Source organism: Paenibacillus silvestris (assembly GCF_009882985.1).
GTDB lineage: Bacteria > Bacillota > Bacilli > Paenibacillales > NBRC-103111 > Paenibacillus_E > Paenibacillus_E silvestris.
Genome location: NZ_WTUZ01000022.1, coordinates 1,379,342 through 1,397,309, shown reverse-complemented (window position 1 = coordinate 1,397,309; position 17,968 = coordinate 1,379,342). Strand labels below are relative to the sequence as shown.

Sequence of the window (17,968 nt, the reverse complement as noted above, 5' to 3'; positions counted from 1 at the left end):
ACATAGATTATTACAATCACAAACGTATCAAATCAAAACTAAAAGGCATGAGCCCGGTACAGTACCGAGCTCATGCCCAACAGGTTGCATAAAACATTTGTCTAACTTTAAGGGGTCACTTCATTCTGTGCCGGCTGCCTAGCGGTTTCCTATTCAAATTTTTCGCGATAAACTTAACTTTCACTAACCCATACATTTTCCCAAAAGCCTGTTTTCTCATTCCATCTAAATTCCCAATAGGCTGTCTCTCGAACAGATACAACTTCTAATTGGGGCTTCTCCCAAACTCTTTTTTTCTGCTCCACTTTATTATTCATAGCTTCCACCTCGTTTATTTTAAGTTAAATCAACTTATCCTCAGAATTTACCAGCACCTGTAAATATCCCTTTATCAAAATCCATCTTATTCATTGGGCTCTCGGCATTTCCAGCTTGATCGGTGCTGAAGTATTCAACTAAATGCGTTGTTCCTGCATAAATCGTAAAAGGACCTGTATACGGAATCCAAGGACCACCGTTGATTCGATATTGCGTTGCTTTCACACCAGAACCACCGCCATTATCCGCTGCCTGAAGCGTGAGCATGAATCCCTTAATATAGGGATTTCCTTTTGGGTCTTTTTCAGTGAGGGGATCTAAGCGATACATGGTGATAGGCGTCACTTTATCAATAATGAAAGTCGTTGACTTCATTATTTCGATGTTACCCACCCCGTCTGTGCTTCGGTAATCCAATTTGTTGGTACCGCTGTTCCTAAAAGTAATCGTTCCTGTGTATTTTTGCCATGGGCCTTCGTTGATTCGATACACCGTTTCAGTAACACCTGTATATAGATCACTCGCAATTAGGTTAACCGTTATATCCTTGTTAGAAATCGTTGGAGTTCCCGAAGAGACTGCCGTAAATGGAGGGGATTTATCCATATTGATGGTGATGCCAGCTTCGCCACTTAATCCAAATGTATCCGTAGCATATCCTGAAATATATTGGTTGGCTCCGTCCGTGGAGACGACGATTGGGCTGGAAATGAATTGAACTGGTGATTCATCATCATCCGTGGCCGTAAATGAAACCGTTACATCATGGTTGTACCAACCATTTACATCAGGGGCTCTATCCGCTAAAGCCTGAACAACGGGCGGGTTATTATCTTTTAAGGAGAGTTCAACATTGACACAGCTCCCAGGATTAACGTGATCAACCTGTACAGGTTTAAACTGTGCATCCGGAATAATTTTTAAAGTATTGTTACCTTGATTTACGTTATAAAATGCAAACTGTCCGAAATAGTTTAATTTTGTAGTTCCCACACCTACAAGCTCTACTGTTGCATCTGCTTGCATAGGCCACACATATCCGCAAACCATGTTGCCAGATGGCGAAGAAACAGAGAAAAAACCATCTTTTACAGGCTGTGTATAAAAAGGGTCGATATCTCCTAAAGTTACGTAAACAGGGAAATTCTCCATCGCATAATTAACAAAGGGAATGGAATATTTTCCATTTTGATCCGTAACTCCAGTGTTCAATGTGTATCTTGTACCGTAATGTACTTCCACATGAATTCCCGGCACTGGGACTCCTCCAGAAAGGGTTACGATGCCTTCTGCTTGATCAAGTTTCGAGGGCAACTGAAAGTTGTATGAATTGGGGTTCCCACCATACGTTGGAACCACGATAGTAATCCCCTTAATGGTGAAAATCATAAAGGTATCGACGAACTCATTTATCGAACTGGGTACTATAAAATATCCATTTGAATCCGTCACTGCCATACCATAATACTGAGAGTTCAGTCCGAATGTGATCGACAATGCAGGAACTGGTGAACCAGCTTCATCCGTAATTACTCCATGACGCTCCTCATCCGCTTCCATGTTCAATGAACTATATACGTTACTGGTGACGCTACTACCAGTGATATTGTTAGTGGAAGCTTGTGTAGGTTGTACGGTTAAAAATCCAAAAATCGACAATAGCAACAGCAAACAAACGCAACTTTTTCCCATTATAATACTTTTCACCCTTATACCTCCTTTTTGTTCTTCATTAAGAATAACATATTCTATAATAAGAACATAGATAGAAAATCAGGAGGTATTGCCGAACAAAAAAAAGGAGCCTCTGCAAATCAGGTCTCCTCTGCTATCGTCCTACTACATTTTAGATATGACAATTGATAAGACTACTCCAGCAATCGATGTCCATATCAAGTACGACTTAAATATCCTTGAAAAAATAGAATCTTGCTTATCCAAGTCATTCTTGTGGTTTTGTTGCATTTGTAAATCTATATTCCCTAAAGCATTGGAGGAACCAGTTGAACCTACACCTTTTAAAAGTAGTGTTACGATTAATAAAATTAAGGAACCCATAAACAGATAATCGGATATTTGCTGCATTGGATAAGCTCCTTTTGTATGGAAGGATGTGAGAGTTACAACCCTATCATAAAATAGATTATCCAAGAATTTTGTCGGTTTCTGCTGTATGTATTCAAAATTTACCAACGTTCAATATCCGTTCACAATTAGTCCCCCGGATAGCCAACCCCTAACAGCCTTGAGATAGTAAGAAATTCTTGATTTTCTAACCTTCGTTAAGATACCGCAGCAAATTCCGCATATAAATAGCGGGTACGCCGCCCAACTCGCCCCGAGATCTGACCTCGGTATGCTTCAGTATCGATTGGTAACTTACCGTGTGATAGATGGTATGGACGACCTCGCATAGGGACCAAAGCTCTTGCAGTCGTTCCATCGTCTCGTAGCCTTTCCACAATTCTAGGTAAGCATCACGTAGTAGAACTCTAACGGAAGGATCCTTCTCATGGTAAATAAGGGTCATATCCATGAAAGGATGGGCAACGCACGCATCTGTCCAGTCGAAAAACTTAAGGAGCCCATCGCCGCCACTTGCCACATTCCCCATGTGGAGATCACCATGTACAAGTGTTGAAGGTACCGAATAGCTAGATATTTGCTTACACATATCCATAATCGTAGGCAGATGTCGACGAAGATCTTCGAGCTCATCCCTAGTAAGCTTAGACACCACAATCGCATCCTCGAACAGCTGCTCGACTAGGGGTAGTAAGTTCTCAGGCTTTCGATCCGAGCATCCCAGTTCCAGTATCTCAGTAGTCCTGCACACCATCTTAAGTTGAATTTCGCCGAACGCCAGCAGTAGATTCACTTTTTGCTCCATAGGTATATCACTGCTTAGCTTATCGCCTGCATCTGCAAGAAGCATCCATCCTTCGGTCAGCTCAGAAGCGAGTATTTGTGGCACACTTCCGGGAAGGATTTTAGCCATATAAGTCAGAAAAGTAGGTTCTTGAGCAAACAGAGGCTGATGGGCGTTAGTTTTAAAGTAGATAATTCCGTGAGTGGTAGAGAGCCGCAGCACACAGGAGAGGCTCCACCACTTTACCTGCTCGGGACGTTCAATAAGTTGGATGCCAAGCGTTCGAAGAGAGTCTTCGATCCATGAAGTGGCTTTGGTGTACCATCCACTGCGCTCCCAAGGCTGACGGTACTCTGGCACTTCTTCACTTTCTGCTTTTAATAAATAATCAACGAGAATGTCGTTATGCTCCAAATGCAGACTCAACAATTCTTCTGAGTCGCTCCATTGTACATGAAGATTGGCAGCACCAAGTGAGGACTGCGGGCATTCCAACTCAAAGAATGCTTCTTTCCTGCCGCTTTGACTATTGTGTTGAATCCGAACATAACGGTAGGCAATAACGTACTGTCCAAGGAGTTGAGACATCTCCTGAGTTACGAAACCAGGGGTAAGTAGAAGATCTCGTCTTTTAACAGATATTGTCGGCAGGCGCCACCCCTCATCACTGGAAGGTCTAACCGTTAGAAAGCGGCCACTGTAGGGATTACGGAGAAGTCCGTAAATGATAGATTCAGATTCAATTTCATTCGGATTACTCATGGTCACTCCCCCTTAAAACTTGGTTAATTTTTACATTTATAGTAGGCATATGAACATACATAGATTACGCCTATTGCATATCTTAATTTATCGTATACTGAAGTGAGGCGAGACGTTTGAAAATCCTATTTATATATATTGTGCCTAGTGGCGGGATGGAAACGCTCAATCGCGAGCGTTGTAAGTCACTTCAACCTCATGGCGTGGACTGCCATCTATTATATCTAGTAGACGGCAGCGGATTGCAGAATTTTCAAATGAATAGTCGCACCATTTTTGTGACCAATGAAGATGATGAGATTCGTATGATTCTAGATCGCGAACAATACGATTGCATTACGGTTTCCTCCGACTACTTGATGCTAGAGCGGCTGAGAGGTCTTGGCTACAGAGGGCCGATCATCTATGAAGCTCAAGGGCTTGGAAGTTATTCGGCTGCACGAGCCTTTTTGCATGATGCCAAGATCTATATTGAACCTCATGCCGCTGCACTCCTATACCCTAATACAACCCACTTAAAGTCATTATTCACTGAAATCTATCCTGGAAAAAAACATTATTGCTTTGATAATTGTCTGGATACTGAGAATTTCTCATATCGTTCGCTCGGTTTTTCTTCGCTTCCTATCATTGGGTGGGTTGGTCGTATTGAGTCAAATAAAAACTGGCAGATGTTTCTGGACATCGTCACCAAATTCACGAGACTCGTTCCTGATTATAAAATTTGGCTTTTTGAAGATGATCAGATTTCTCCTGAAAAAGAATTATTTAAAAGCCGAGTGGAACAGCTTAAACTTAACTCGCGCATTGAAAGCTTTGCCAATGTCCCCCATCATCAAATGGCGGATTATTATTCCATGATAGGCGACTCAGGCGGCTTCCTTTGTTCAACCTCCGTTATGGAAGGCTTCGGATATGCTGTCCTCGAAGCTATGAGCTGCCGGTGTCCCGTTGTAACTTCGGATTCGGACGGTGTGCGCAGCTTTGTAACGCATAATTTGACTGGAAAGCTTTTCGCTCAGCAAGATGTGAATGGAGCCGTAGCGGAAGCCTTCGATCTCGTCTGCAATCTCTCGCTGCGAGAATTCATACGAACAAGAGCCATAACACGAGCTCGCGAACAATTCTCGCCTCAACTTTATGCGAACCGCTTCCTATCTATGCTGAAAGACCTCGTATAAATTAATTAGATGGAATCTTAACGATCACTGTAGTTCCGAGGCCAATCTGGCTTTCTATTTTTACCCCATAACCTTCTCCGAACATCAGCTTGATCCTGTTATTAATATTGGAAAGTCCGATGCTTTTCCCATCCGGACTGTTCTTCACTCTCTCCGAATCGTCCATGTTCAGCATCGCTTTTATGCTTTCGAGCTCATCCTGACCGATCCCTATGCCAGAATCCGTCACTTGAAAACAGATATCTCCATTCGCATCGATATGCCCGTTTACAAGTAGATCGCCTCCTGCGTCCCTACGTTCAAGGCCATGATAAATAGAATTTTCGATGATCGGCTGCAAAATCATTTTAGGTGTTTTCATTTCCATTAACCTGTCATCCACATGTACTTCCATAGAAAACTTGTTTTCGTATCGTATTGAAATAATATTCATGTACGCCTGAACACACTGAATTTCTTCGCTTATCCGAACAAGCTCATCTTCTTTGATACTGTAACGAAATATTTTGGACATAGACGAAGTTATCTGAGCAATTTCTTTGCTGCCATATTCAAGACCGATACTGCTTATGCAATTTAATGTATTATAAAGGAAATGCGGGTTAATTTGGCTTTGTAAAGCTGAAAATTCAACTTGCTTTTTGCTGATTTCAGACTCATATAATCTTGCTTGCGTATTCAAGATATTGCTTGCCATCTCTTCCATTTGGTCAATCATGCTGTTGATATCGTAGGCCAGCACACCAACTTCATTCGTGGAGCGTACCTTGATCCGAAAGCCCATGTCTCTTTTACCAATTCGTTTCATATCGGCTACTAGCCCCATCACAGGCCGTGTCAAACTATTCAGGAAAAAATAGCCCAAAATAATCAAACTCAAAATGATGCCGATGCCAGCAATAATACTCACATTTTTGATAGCGTTCATATCGGTTGTCAGTTCGTGCACCGGTATTATACTTACGATCCGCCACCCGTCTGCTTGCTCCAAATCTTTTTCCTGAACGATGACGTCTTCTCCGTTTAACTTCGTTTTGACGCCATTAGTTAAACTATCTCGATCTACTGAGAGTATATCCTTGAATAAAATGCCGCGGAAATTTGTATTATTGGACGCAATGACTTCATTGCGGCTGTTTAATAGATACAAAGTAGAGTTAGGCGTCAAATCCGTATGCTTAACAAGCTCTTGCAGCCTTTCCGTATTCACCATAACGGAGCAATAGCCGGTTAGTTGTGAGAAACGAACCCCTCCAATAGCTTCAATAATAGGTGCTATATAAAAGAAATATTCGCTTCCTGTTTTTTCGTCTTTTAGAATATCTGTATACGTTCCTTTGTCAGCAGACTTGCCGCCCTGTTTATATGGCTTAATAAATTCTTCATATTGATTCGAAAAAAATATATCGCCGTTTGCCGTAGCTAAACTGTATATGCGTCTTCCCTCATTGTCATTAATCACAATACCATTCACATACGAATTAAAAGACCTCATATACTCCATGAGATCAATAACGTAAGTCCCAATATCAAATGCCCTTTTATAATCATCATCCACAATGGTAAATTCTTGGATCTTTTTATTACTAACAACGATGTTTGTACTCACTTCTAAATCGTTAAATACGGTATCTATTTTTTGCTGTGTTTGCTCAATGATTTTATTGCCATAATTGGATGCCCTTTTTTGCGTCAAATCATAGAAGCTGTAATAGAAATACAACTCCATAGTTGTAAATATGATGATTGAAAATGTAAATATGAGTAAGATCTGATGTTTTAGCTTCAGTCTACTAATCTGCACAATCCCCACTCCGATCGCTGCCCATCAACTTTTTCTGAATTTCGTAGGTGTGATGCCACATTGTTTCTTGAACACTTTGTTGAAATAATAGTAATCTACGTACCCAACTTTTGTTGCAACTTCTTCAATGGACAATTCCGTATGTTTCAACAGCTCGCATGCCTTTTTCACTCTCAATTCAGTGACGTATTCCGAGAAGGTTTTACCCAAATTTTTCTTGAAAAACTGGCAGCAATAGACTTGGTTAATGAAAAATTGGGCAGACAAATCTTTCAGGTATAACCGGGACTGAAAGTGATTGTCGATGTATTTAACCATCTGGCTAAAATAGGTATTGATATCACCTTCATTGACGGTCTGACCGTTCAGTTGCTTGATGTAGATCAGAATATCATAGATAAAGCTGCATAAGGACTCAAAGTTCTCAAAACGCTCCTTCAGTTCAGAATAATTAAGGAAATCAAGCTCCATATCTCGCAACTCATCATAGTAGGTTCCAGCGAGCACGCTAACCACTTGATTCCATAAGTAGACGACCTCTCCCATGCCCAAATGATTTTCTCTGAAGAAATGCACGACCCTCTCCATGATGTAATCCATTTCATCGAATTTGTTCTCTTGAATAATGGTAGATATTTCATCGATAAAGGGTTTAACAACCGCAAGTCTTGGCTCGTATTTAAACATACCTTTCTCTTCATTCAAAAATATTTGTGAGGCTGCGAGATCAGATTCCTTAATTAGTTTTGCAATACTATCATAATTCGTTGAAATGGAGCTAATTCCTATCGCTTTGATATCTAATCCCGTAAAAATGGTGCCATCCAACTGATTTTCCAACTCAGATTTCTCACTGCTTTTGAGAATATATAACGTCTTTCTTGATCCAAAATCAATTTCCAATGTCTGTTTACGATCGAAAAATGTTAAACTCTTATAGTCCTTGTTCTCACTGTTTGAATAAATAACAAGCACACGAAAGAAATCGTCCGACGAACGATCAAAAAAGGGTGTTAAACGATTCAATTCACTTTTATCCGAGGATGTCAAAGCCTCTAGAATCAGGTTATTTCGAATGCTGCTCTTCTTTGCAAAATGCAGCGCCAGCTTCTCGATCAATGGATCCGCCATGTCAATATCTATAGGCTTTAGGAAATAATCCAGTGCCCCATATCTCAAGGCTTCCTGCGCATATGCAAACTCCGCGAAACCGCTTACAACTACAAACTCAACATCCAATCCCTTCTCTTTGGTCATCTTCATGAGCTCAAGTCCGGAAATTTCGGGCATTCTTATATCTGTAAAAATAAGATCTGGGCACTCCTCGTTCATATACTCGATGGCCTTATGAACGCTTGTGAATTGGCCTGTTATTTCGAAACCATATTTATCCCAGTTAAATACATTCCTTATCCCTTTTATTGCCCACGGTTCATCATCTATGATAAAAACACTGTACATAAGTGCCCCCCTAGTCCCATTAGAAACGCCTATGGACATAGCTCTGTCATGTCCATAGGCTGTTACTTCTCATATGTCAATATGAAAGAATAACTACTTCTTATTTGCTTGCATATTTTTGTATAATTTAATATTTTCGTCCATAACTGCCTGCCCGCCGGCTGCCATATACTCTGCAACCAATTTGTCATACAATCTATCGAATTCTGCAGGCTTGCAAACGATAAGTTTGTCTGTCATCGTTTTATTCAGATCCCCAAGTGTTTTGCCGAACTTAATATTGGACTCATTCGGTGTATCATAATAGTAACCTGTATACGTATCTGTTGTATTGATCTGGTATGATTTCTCAGCAACTGCTTCGTATCCCGGAGCAGAAGCAGCTAAAGCCTTAATATTCTTCTGTTGATCACCTAGCTCCACACCATTGACTACCAGCGTATAATCAAGATTTAGATAGCTAGTTTGCATATTATCACCAGTTTGCGTAATCACTTGCGGCATATCATTAACCATCTTGTGGTTAACGCCTTCCTGACCGTATTGTAGGAAGAACAATACTTTCGGATCGGACATCCAATTCAAATACTTGATTGCCAGTTCCGCATTTTTGCTGCTCTTCGGAATAAAGACATTCACACCATTTTCATTGTAAGCGATTTTCTTATATTTCCCTTCATAGTTTTTGAAGGTATCAATAGGAACAAAGTTCGCAGTAGGCACATTTGTTTTTAGCGGCTCACTAATATTTTGTCTTAGCGGATAGTCCCAGTTGGCACTGAAGAATCCGACTTTCCCGTTCGTAACATCAGCATCCGCTTGTTTGGCTGTTTTGTCTAGAGCAAAATCAGGGCTGATTAATTTTTCATTATAAAGCTTGTTGAGAAACTTTAATGTATCCTTATTTCCTGGTTTTAGCCAGCCTGGCATCGTGACGAATTCTTCCTCCGACTGTTTCCCCCAGAAGGATTCGCTTAAATTACCGAAGCCATAGTTCATACCGGTTGCTGCCAATCCCCACGGAATGACACCGTTCACGCCTCCGGGATTTTTGTCTCTGAAGGCAATTAACGTATTATATAATTCATCTCTGGTTGTAGGAAGCGGCATGCCTAACTTATCCAGCCAATCTTTTCTAATGAACATGCCGCCCCAGGCCAGCGAAGTCCTTTTCGCTGGGATCGCCATCTGTTTCCCATTATATTGTCCATATTGCAGAACCGTCTTGCCCAAATAATTCGTTAACTCCTTACCGTGCTTAGCCAATAACTCATCCAAGGGTTGAATACCATTAATTTTCGCATATCTGGAAACGGTAGCACCATCATAGGTAAATGAGATATCAGGTGCCTCACCAGACGCCATCAATACATTCAGCTTATCAATTTCTTGTGACCTGGGAACCGGAACGAACTTCACCACTGCATTGTTCGCTTTCCCGAAATTATCATTGATATACCGTGACCACGTATTATTGTTCAAATCTGGTTGACCCTGAATGCCTCTGTCAAATACCTCAACCGTCAGTGTAACCGGCGTTCCTGAAGCTTTGGCAGCAGCTGTTGATGTTGCTTGAGCCTCTTTCGCCTGATCATTTCCACATCCTGCCAATGCACTGGTAACTAGCGTTAATACCGGGACTAAAGCCAACATTTTTTTAATTTTCATTATAACCTCACCTTTTTTCATTTAGTTGTATTCCTCATTCCTAACCTCATTCTTACCCTCAACCCTTGATGGCCCCTGTCATTACACCTTCAACAAAATACTTTTGCAGTTTAGGATAAACAACTAAGATCGGAACCGTTGCAAACATGACACTCGCAGCTTTCAACGACTCAGGAACAATAAAGGCGCCAACACTGCCTTCACCTTGCTGGGTATCTAACTGCTGATTTGCCGTAATGATTTGGTACAGCTTTAATTGCATCGGGTACAAGTTCTTGTCTGTTATATAAAAGAGTGCATCTTGAAAACCATTCCATCTGTCAACCGCGTAAAAAAGGCTTAAAGTAGCTATAGAAGGCATGGATAGCGGAAGGACAATCCGTAGAAGGATGCCCAGTTCATTACAGCCATCTATAGATGCCGACTCTTCCAAGCTTTCTGGGAGGGATGCAAAGAATGTTTTGAGAATGATCATATTGAAAACACTCATTGCGCCTGGCAGGATTAAGCTCCACATCGTATTCATCAAATCCAGGTTTTTCACCAAGATATAGCTAGGTATGAGGCCTCCACTGAAATACATCGTAATGACTAAAACGGTTAAAACAAAGCTTCTTCCCTTTAATCTTTTCTTTGTAAGCGGATACGCTGCACAGATGGTTAAAAACATACAGAAGATTGTATAAAAAATGGTCAACACTATCGTATAACCAAGGGTATAAATCATGCTTACATCACTTAAGATTGTTTTATAGGTTTCAAGTGTAAATTCTACAGGCCACAGAGAAACCTTCTGAGAAATAATGGCATTGTTTGAGCTCAGAGAAAGCGCAATCATATATAGAAAGGGAACAAGACATGTAATCGCCACACCTATTATGAATACCATAATACAACTATCTACGACATTAAATCTTTGTTTTCTAATCAATCAACTCACACTCCTTACCATATTCCCTGCTCACCGATTTTTTTGGCAATAAAGTTCGCAGCCACTAAGAATATCAAGCCTACAACAGACTGGAATAGCCCTACTGCTGTTGCCTGCGAGAAATCCCCGGACCCAATTCCTATTCGATACACATAAGTACTGATAACATCGGAGTATTCGCTAACCAGGGAGTTCCCCATAACAAACGGACGATCGAATCCAATCGATATCATTTTTCCAATTTGCAAAATTAGCAGGATAATAATGGTCGGCTTAATGCCTGGCAATGTTATATGCCAAATTTTACGAAGCCTGCTGCACCCATCAATATCGGAAGCTTCGTATAATTCTTTGTTGATTCCGATAATGGAGGCTAAATAGATGATTGTCCCCCATCCTACACTGTGCCATACCCCAACAGCAACATACATGATTAACCAGTTCATTTTTTGGGAAAGAAACTCGATTTGACCGAGTCCAAGGCTAGACAGGACACTATTCGCCATGCCGCCTGTAGAAAACATTAGATAAACCATACCTCCAATAATGACCCAAGATAAGAAATGAGGTAAATATAGAATCGTTTGGGTTATCTTTTTAAATCTGACGTGTCGGAGTTCATTCAATAAAATAGCCAATATAATGGGTGCCGGGAATCCCGCTATCAAATCCAAAAAGTTGAGAACCAGAGTATTAGTAAGCGCACGGTAGAAACTTTTCTGTTCAAAAATGAATTTGAAGACGTCTAGCCCAACCCACTCACTTCCGCTAATCCCCTGGAAAATATTATAATCCTGGAATGCCATCAGTACACCGTATATGGGAGCATACTTAAAAATGATGATATACGCCATTGGCAGCAGTAAAAGTAAATATAAGAGAGAATCTCTTTTTATGCTGCGGAAGAAACTGTTTTTCTTTTTCATACTTCTACTCTCTATATAGTCTCCTAAAACCGCTTTCACTTTTATCCTCCCTCTTTCCTTACACATCTTGTTTCGCCTATCTCATGTAATCATTATACGTTTGTGAGTTTTTAATAAAATGTAATTAATTAAAAGAATTTGGTAATAATTTTATTTTACACGGGAAGGAATAAAAAACCGGAACTCCATTGGAGTCCCGGTTTTCAACTTATTTTATTATGTTCGAAAAAGGGAACAGCAGCCACTTGTGGCGAACTGCTCCCTTTTACGCATCCTATTAAACATATGCTTTTAGGCAAAAAATCGCCTTAGCTCCAGCGCCACCAATTCCGGCTTACCGCCACGATTGGTATTGCTGACATCACACGCTCCGCCGTGATCAAGTCCGGGCACTTCCACTCGTTTGGCCTGAGGAAGCACCTTCTGTAGAGCATCGAGTGCAGGCTTCAGATAGGGCAAGCCTTTGCTGCCTCCGAGTAACAACGTATCGGCGCTCAAGGTCTTAAACCGGTCCAGTTTGCCGGTCATCTCCACTAGCAACTGCCCATCATAATGCAATGTCGGAGCTAGCATTTTCATCGTTACGTCGCCTTTTTTCGCCTTCTTGCACTCGTTCTCCATCATTTTGTTCGTCATGGTTTCAAGCAGCCACCGAGGGAAGGCATTAAGCACCGCTCCGCCCAGCTGCAAGCCTTTGAGGGATGTGACGAGAGCTGCGGCCGTCTTGCCTTGGGCGATCTCTTGGTCATAGCGCGCCAGCCACTCCGTCCTCTCAGCATTCATCAGCAATGCGGGCTCGTAGAGCGCGAGCTTGACAATAGCGGGCAAGGCAAGTGCTGCTTCAAGCGCAATAAGTCCCCCTGAGCTGATCCCGAAGACTTGGCGGGCGCCTGTATGATGAAAGAGAGCCTCTAAATCTTCAACTTCCTTCTTTATACTGTAACCTTCACCGAAAGGTCCGCTTAGACCACGACCTCGGCGATCAGGTACGTAAACTGTGAAGGCATCGGCTAGCTGCTCTGCGAGCTGCATCAGGTTCTGGGAAGATAAATTGGCGCCATGTACCACCACGACACCAGGTCCTTGACCAAATTGCCGATAACCAATTGTGGTGCCGTCTCTAGATATGACAGAGCCGACTGCATGGCGGGACTCCACCAAAGTTACACCCGATTGAATAGCAGTTGAATTCATCATTTCAAGCTCCTCCTCATTGTGGACTACTTAGCCGATCCGCTATTTCGCGTATCCATTCCTCACTCCATGACAGTTCACCTCTGCGGAAATCTTCGATGACAGCGCGAAGCCATTCAAGTTCGGCTCTCAATACGGCACGGCTATGTTCAACCTCGAGCATGAACAATCGGGGAACATTCTCTTTGTACTGTAATAGCTGTGAGTCCAAGCCCTCGATTGCTTCATGGAGAGCTCCTTCCCGTTTCTCGAATTGCCGCTGAACATCTTCCGGTGTCAGAAGGGTAAGAAAAGAGATAGCAGCGGGAAAATCCGGATATTCCTGAGACCGGACCGAAAGCATTTCCCTAAGCCATTCCTTGGACACTTCTCTTCCTTCCTCGGTCAATTCGTACACGGTCCGATCTGGGCGCCCTCCTTCACTTAAGGTGCCTTGGACCGAAATGAGTCCCTCCCTTAGCAGTCGCTCAATGGTCTGATAAATACTTGTACGCTGACGGACGTTAATGACCTGATCCTTTCCTCTTTCTTTGATTAGCTGCTGCATTCTGTAGGGGTGCATAGGTTCTTCGGCAAGATGGGCGAGAATGGCCAAAGCAAGTGGTGATCGTTGGGGTTTATTCGTTTTATTCTTCATAGTTATAATATTACTATTCATTTTATAACTATGTCAATGGGCTCCAATGAATAAAGTTTGTGTGTTACACTTAGTAAGATCAACACCAGAAGAAGACTCATACCAAGGGAGACACCCTACCTCATGAAGAAATGGTACACCATCTGCATGTATCTCGTGCTTATCGTCATTGTTTATACATTCAAAGATGAAATTTTGCATTGGATGCAATATGGGGATGCGCCCGTTCTGCTTATTTTTGCAGCTGCGCTTGGTTTTATTATCATCCCGGTCATCCCCTACAAAATAGTTATCGGCATGCTCGGGTTTATGTACGGTCCATTGGTGGGCGCTTTGATCAGTTGGACTGCTGCTTCCGTCGCATCTGTCATTGTTTTTTGGCTGGCACGCTACTTGTTTCAAAAGCAAGGTCGTGCTTACTTATCCAAGTACGAAAAACTGGAAAAGCTCCAGGCCGCGATTGAAAAAAATCCGTTCCTGACTATTTTATTAGCTCGACTAATCCCGATTATTCCTCAGGCTGTCGTTAATGTCATTCCTGCCATTACTTCCATTTCGGTCGTTACATTCGCTGTAGCGTCCGCATTGGGCAAAATTCCTGCTATGCTCCTGTTCGCATTCATCGGCAGCAATCTGTTTGCTGGCACCAGCAAGCTCGTTATGTCCGTCGGCGTGTATGCTCTCTTTTTGGCGTCCGTCTACGTTGTTTATCGCGTCTGGCTTAAGAAGCGCTGGCTTTAAGCAGCTGCTATTCACTTTTGTGCATGTAATAAGTGATTTTGTTGTTTCAATGACCACGTTGCGTTGAATAACAGCTTCTTATCTTTTTCATGCCCGATCATATACGCAAGTGCTTCTGTTGCTCTAACATCGTATGGTTGATTGCCCAGCATATGAACGGCACTGCGTTTCACAAGTATGCTCGTATCCTTCATCGCACGTTCGATTAATAAAGCAATGATGTCCAGGCATAGCGATTCATCTTTGCAAGATTGACAACCGATGCTATGTACCGCATGCCTTCTAACATCCGCATAGGAATCCGTTAATCGGCAAACCAGCGGTTCTATGCAGCGTTGATCAGCATTGTGATCTAATAAAGCCGTGCACCATTTCCTTATTCTCCAATCTTGACTTTCAAGCCCTTCCAGGATAGCATCGATTGCTAATTTCCCGGCTTTATCCAAAATAGGATAGGCTGTTTGCCAGCCATCTTTGGTTGCAAGCAGTGGAATGTACCGTCTGTAATCTTCCATAACTTCCCTCCACAGATTTATCATTGATCTCCTTCTAATTATATAAAAGCGCTGGCAGATTATAAGGTGGGGGTCCCATAAAAATAAAAAGAGGCTGCCCCTAAAGTCAAAAAATGACCTAGGGGCAGCCTTTTCAATTAAAGGGAAATACGATGTACGAAAGCCCGAGGTAATCGCGAAATGAAGGAACATTCGAAATTAAATTGTCTGTTTGGAAAGATCCTCGAAATAGGCTACAACGATTTCACGGAATTCCAGAGCAGCCGCCGATATATATCGACTCTTGTGCCACAATAATGCGATTTTCCGCACCACTTCGTGATTCTCTATCTGGAGATACTTGATTTGCGCTCGTTCATTCCTAGCCGTGCTTGGCAAAAAGGCGATTCCAATTTCAGCTTCGACCAGATTGATCAACCTTGCCGGTTCATCCCCCTCGTATACATAATGAGGGACAAATCCAACGGATCTACATAACGGGTCCATTAAATCACGCGTACCGTAGCCAATCTTTAGCCCGACGAACCATTCATCCCTCAGCTCGTCCAAGGATACGCTGCTTCGATTCGCCAGCCGATGCCCTATGGGAACGGCGACAAGTATAGGGTCGAAGAAAACGATTTGACATTCGATGTCATCACGCTCGACAGGGGGCGAGGACAAGCAATAATCAACCTCACCTCTCTCTAAAAGCATAATCATTTCCACAGTGGTCAGCATCTGCACATGAAATTGAATATTAGGCCGTTTTTTCCGATATTGCCGAAGAATGTCGGGTAATACGCTTGCACTAGTCACCCCTAATTCAAGTGTGCCATTATCGGGGCTTGCTAAGTCGCTGAGCTCCTGCTTCCCCTGCTCCAATTCGAACAAAGCCCTTTCTGTGCGCCGAAGAAACCTTCTTCCGAATTCATTCAATTGAAGCTTCCTGCCTATGCGGTCAAAAAGCGAGACACCCAGATCTTCCTCCAGGCGTTGAATTGTTTTACTTAAGGAAGATTGCGTAACGTGCAGACTCCGGGCGGCTTCGGTCACATGTTCCGAACGAGCTACCGCGAGAAAGTAGTGCAGTTGAAGAAGTTCCAATTTCGTACACCCCATTCATTCCTTCTGGTAAATGAGATTATAGCATGAAATGCGTTGGAATAAATAATAGAATTCAAGTACGATGACATTAACTTTTCTAAGAAGGGAATGAACATCATCATGAATCGTAAATTCATTCTTTATATTGTCGCTTTTGCGGCGTTTCTTGGGCCGTTCACGCAAACGATTTACACACCTATATTGCCTGAGGTTGCGAGCCAGCTCCACTCCACCTCATTCATTGTAAACTTGACGATTTCGGTTTTCACCTTATTCCTTGCCATCATGCAGGTGATCTATGGTCCTCTCACGGATGTAAAGGGGCGCCGTAAAGTAATGCTTTTCGGAATAACACTGTATGTGATCGCATCGGTTGGATGTTTTTTTTCCGAAACAATAACGCTTCTACTGGTCTTCCGAGCGCTGCAGGCTATCGGTATCGCTGCAGGATCAGTCGTGGCCGTTACAGTCATCAGTGATTTGTTTGAAGGAAAACAACGCGGCCAAGCAATGGGAACCTTCCAAATGTTAGTTTCATTAGGACCTGTGCTTGGGCCGGTCATCGGCGGCTTCCTAAGTGGATTGTTCAATTTTCACTCTGTGTTTCTCGCGCTTGCGGCTACCGGGATGCTTGTGCTGGTTTTCAATTACCTTTATTTGAAGGAAACGAAACCGGACAGCGTCGAAGCAGGTCGCTTTCATATGCGGGATTTTGCAATGATTCTACAGAATCGGATCGGATCATCCATTATTTATCTTGGGTTTATTCAGTATTATGTATTTTACTATTTCCTTGTCTTCTTGCCGAACATTCTAACCGATCGTTATGGCTTGTCCGCTGAGCAAAAAGGACTGGTCTTTCTGCCAATGTCGCTTGGCATCGTGGTCGGCAGTTACTTAGGCGGGAAAATCCAATCACGATTGGAAGGCGAAAAGCTGCTTGTCCTGACGACTTATCTAAATGCAATTTCGGTGTTGTTTTTCCTTATCTGCTACTCGATTTCTTTACCTTGGCTGCTGGCAGCAATTATCTTCTTCGGGCTATTCCTCGGGTTCTCGCTGCCCGTGCAGACGACGCTGCTGACAGGTGCTTTCTCGAAAAACCGTGCGACCGCCGTCGGAGCGTATAACTTTTTCCGTTATATGGGGATGGCCTTCAGCCCAATTCTTGGCAGCCTAATCTACCATCTCGGCGGCTATGTCCTGTTATTTGGTCTTATTATAATTGTTTATCTGGCTTATGCTTTGCTGTTGTCGCGGCGTCATCTTGGTGCACATGCCAAAAGTCCTTCCCTTGAAAAGGGATGAGTTCAGACATACTTTTCTTATCATCCCGAAACCATCGTTCCAATAAGACGATGGTTTTTCTATTTCATATGAGATTGGGCAAACAAAGTTCTATACTTATGTATCATTTCTTTGTGACTTGTTGGTATATTCTCAGGCAGATCATCCATATTAAAAAAGTCTAAACTCATTGATTCTTCATCATTTATTTCTAAAGTACCACTAAACTCCTTCGTCCAATAAGCAGTAACAACAACATAAAATTCATCACCATTGGGAGCTTTAATAAAATGATCTTTACCCGAGAAAACATCAATTAAGGTAAGATTGCTAACCTTAAGTCCTGTTTCTTCATACACTTCTCTTTGAGCAGTCTCTATAGTAGACTCTCCCAATTCCATTAACCCGCCAGGTAACCCATAACGCCCTACAGGATGATGCCTTCTTTTTTGCAATAAAATTTTATTGTCATCATCAGTAATAATCACCACCGCACCAACGAGGATTAGTGGAATAGTGCCTACAATTTTTCTTAGATCTTCTACATAACCCATCATACTTCCCCAATCTTAGAATTTATCGTTAAAG

General features: G+C 42.3%; 18 protein-coding genes. 4 read left to right on the top strand and 14 right to left on the bottom strand.

From position 1 onward, the window contains the following. On the top strand, positions 1-92 hold a 92-nt coding region (locus GQF01_RS26395; protein WP_161409857.1), incomplete at its 5' end, for an IS3 family transposase. A gap of 81 nt (positions 93-173) precedes the next feature. Here the strand turns inward: GQF01_RS26395 and GQF01_RS26390 are convergent. The 4 genes from GQF01_RS26390 to GQF01_RS26375 all read right to left on the bottom strand — a co-directional run bounded on the left by GQF01_RS26390 (position 174) and on the right by GQF01_RS26375 (position 3,949). After that, entirely contained in the window at positions 174-317 is a 144-nt protein-coding gene (locus tag GQF01_RS26390; protein ID WP_161409856.1) for a hypothetical protein, read from the bottom strand. Positions 318-357: 40 nt separating this feature from the next. Beyond that, the gene (locus GQF01_RS26385) at positions 358-2,025 is read right to left on the bottom strand and encodes a carboxypeptidase-like regulatory domain-containing protein (protein ID WP_161409855.1); all 1,668 of its coding nucleotides are present in this window, start codon (positions 2,023-2,025) and stop codon (positions 358-360) included. Between the two features lie 132 nt (positions 2,026-2,157). Further along, entirely contained in the window at positions 2,158-2,403 is a 246-nt protein-coding gene (locus tag GQF01_RS26380) for a hypothetical protein (protein WP_161409854.1), read from the bottom strand. A gap of 187 nt (positions 2,404-2,590) precedes the next feature. Continuing rightward, complete coding sequence (locus tag GQF01_RS26375; protein ID WP_161409853.1) at positions 2,591-3,949, bottom strand: aminoglycoside phosphotransferase family protein; 1,359 nt, start codon at positions 3,947-3,949, stop codon at positions 2,591-2,593. A 116-nt stretch (positions 3,950-4,065) separates the two neighbouring features. On the opposite strand from GQF01_RS26375, the gene GQF01_RS26370 reads away from it, so the two are divergent. Then, positions 4,066-5,130 carry a glycosyltransferase family 4 protein gene (locus tag GQF01_RS26370; protein ID WP_235960294.1) on the top strand — a complete coding sequence of 355 codons (1,065 nt, stop codon included), beginning with the start codon at positions 4,066-4,068 and terminating at the stop codon, positions 5,128-5,130. A 1-nt stretch (position 5,131) separates the two neighbouring features. Here GQF01_RS26370 and GQF01_RS26365 read toward each other — a convergent pair whose 3' ends face one another. The 7 genes from GQF01_RS26365 to GQF01_RS26335 form a co-directional block, all read right to left on the bottom strand. Further along, positions 5,132-6,934: a cache domain-containing sensor histidine kinase gene (locus GQF01_RS26365; RefSeq protein WP_161409852.1), complete on the bottom strand. Its 1,803-nt coding sequence runs from the start codon at positions 6,932-6,934 to the stop codon at positions 5,132-5,134. Between the two features lie 24 nt (positions 6,935-6,958). Beyond that, complete coding sequence (locus GQF01_RS26360; RefSeq protein WP_161409851.1) at positions 6,959-8,395, bottom strand: response regulator transcription factor; 1,437 nt, start codon at positions 8,393-8,395, stop codon at positions 6,959-6,961. A gap of 93 nt (positions 8,396-8,488) precedes the next feature. After that, a complete protein-coding gene (locus tag GQF01_RS26355) occupies positions 8,489-10,063 on the bottom strand; it encodes an extracellular solute-binding protein (protein ID WP_161409850.1) in 1,575 nt (524 codons plus the stop codon). 58 nt (positions 10,064-10,121) lie between these two features. Beyond that, on the bottom strand, positions 10,122-10,952 hold the full coding sequence (locus GQF01_RS26350) for a carbohydrate ABC transporter permease (RefSeq protein WP_161409964.1): 831 nt from the start codon (positions 10,950-10,952) through the stop codon (positions 10,122-10,124). Between the two features lie 56 nt (positions 10,953-11,008). After that, positions 11,009-11,920, bottom strand: coding sequence for an ABC transporter permease (locus GQF01_RS26345; RefSeq protein ID WP_161409849.1), 912 nt, complete (start codon positions 11,918-11,920; stop codon positions 11,009-11,011). A 291-nt stretch (positions 11,921-12,211) separates the two neighbouring features. Next, entirely contained in the window at positions 12,212-13,117 is a 906-nt protein-coding gene (locus GQF01_RS26340) for an alpha/beta fold hydrolase (RefSeq protein ID WP_161409848.1), read from the bottom strand. Positions 13,118-13,130: 13 nt separating this feature from the next. Then, positions 13,131-13,751: a PadR family transcriptional regulator gene (locus GQF01_RS26335; RefSeq protein WP_161409847.1), complete on the bottom strand. Its 621-nt coding sequence runs from the start codon at positions 13,749-13,751 to the stop codon at positions 13,131-13,133. A 123-nt stretch (positions 13,752-13,874) separates the two neighbouring features. On the opposite strand from GQF01_RS26335, the gene GQF01_RS26330 reads away from it, so the two are divergent. After that, on the top strand, positions 13,875-14,492 hold the full coding sequence (locus GQF01_RS26330) for a TVP38/TMEM64 family protein (RefSeq protein ID WP_161409846.1): 618 nt from the start codon (positions 13,875-13,877) through the stop codon (positions 14,490-14,492). Between the two features lie 11 nt (positions 14,493-14,503). Here the strand turns inward: GQF01_RS26330 and GQF01_RS26325 are convergent, their stop codons facing one another. Then, a complete protein-coding gene (locus GQF01_RS26325) occupies positions 14,504-15,007 on the bottom strand; it encodes a HEAT repeat domain-containing protein (RefSeq protein WP_161409845.1) in 504 nt (167 codons plus the stop codon). A gap of 198 nt (positions 15,008-15,205) precedes the next feature. Continuing rightward, complete coding sequence (locus GQF01_RS26320; RefSeq protein WP_161409963.1) at positions 15,206-16,093, bottom strand: LysR family transcriptional regulator; 888 nt, start codon at positions 16,091-16,093, stop codon at positions 15,206-15,208. A gap of 120 nt (positions 16,094-16,213) precedes the next feature. Here GQF01_RS26320 and GQF01_RS26315 point away from each other — a divergent pair, with 120 nt between their 5' ends. Further along, the gene (locus tag GQF01_RS26315; protein WP_235960291.1) at positions 16,214-17,401 is read left to right on the top strand and encodes an MFS transporter; all 1,188 of its coding nucleotides are present in this window, start codon (positions 16,214-16,216) and stop codon (positions 17,399-17,401) included. Between the two features lie 59 nt (positions 17,402-17,460). On the opposite strand, the gene GQF01_RS26310 is transcribed toward GQF01_RS26315, so the two are convergent. After that, positions 17,461-17,934, bottom strand: coding sequence for an NUDIX hydrolase (locus tag GQF01_RS26310; RefSeq protein ID WP_161409843.1), 474 nt, complete (start codon positions 17,932-17,934; stop codon positions 17,461-17,463). Between the last annotated feature and the right edge of the window lie 34 nt (positions 17,935-17,968).

Bases quoted from the DNA above. Each gene is read 5' to 3' on its own strand.
- GQF01_RS26390 (WP_161409856.1), bottom strand. From the start codon at position 317: ATGAATAATAAAGTGGAGCAGAAAAAAAGAGTTTGGGAGAAGCCCCAA.
- GQF01_RS26380 (WP_161409854.1), bottom strand. From the start codon at position 2,403: ATGCAGCAAATATCCGATTATCTGTTTATGGGTTCCTTAATTTTATTA.
- GQF01_RS26375 (WP_161409853.1), bottom strand. From the start codon at position 3,949: ATGAGTAATCCGAATGAAATTGAATCTGAATCTATCATTTACGGACTT.
- GQF01_RS26360 (WP_161409851.1), bottom strand. From the start codon at position 8,395: ATGTACAGTGTTTTTATCATAGATGATGAACCGTGGGCAATAAAAGGG.
- GQF01_RS26355 (WP_161409850.1), bottom strand. From the start codon at position 10,063: ATGAAAATTAAAAAAATGTTGGCTTTAGTCCCGGTATTAACGCTAGTT.
- GQF01_RS26350 (WP_161409964.1), bottom strand. From the start codon at position 10,952: ATGGTATTCATAATAGGTGTGGCGATTACATGTCTTGTTCCCTTTCTA.
- GQF01_RS26345 (WP_161409849.1), bottom strand. From the start codon at position 11,920: ATGAAAAAGAAAAACAGTTTCTTCCGCAGCATAAAAAGAGATTCTCTC.
- GQF01_RS26340 (WP_161409848.1), bottom strand. From the start codon at position 13,117: ATGATGAATTCAACTGCTATTCAATCGGGTGTAACTTTGGTGGAGTCC.
- GQF01_RS26335 (WP_161409847.1), bottom strand. From the start codon at position 13,751: ATGAAGAATAAAACGAATAAACCCCAACGATCACCACTTGCTTTGGCC.
- GQF01_RS26330 (WP_161409846.1), top strand. From the start codon at position 13,875: ATGAAGAAATGGTACACCATCTGCATGTATCTCGTGCTTATCGTCATT.
- GQF01_RS26325 (WP_161409845.1), bottom strand. From the start codon at position 15,007: ATGGAAGATTACAGACGGTACATTCCACTGCTTGCAACCAAAGATGGC.
- GQF01_RS26315 (WP_235960291.1), top strand. From the start codon at position 16,214: ATGAATCGTAAATTCATTCTTTATATTGTCGCTTTTGCGGCGTTTCTT.
- GQF01_RS26310 (WP_161409843.1), bottom strand. From the start codon at position 17,934: ATGGGTTATGTAGAAGATCTAAGAAAAATTGTAGGCACTATTCCACTA.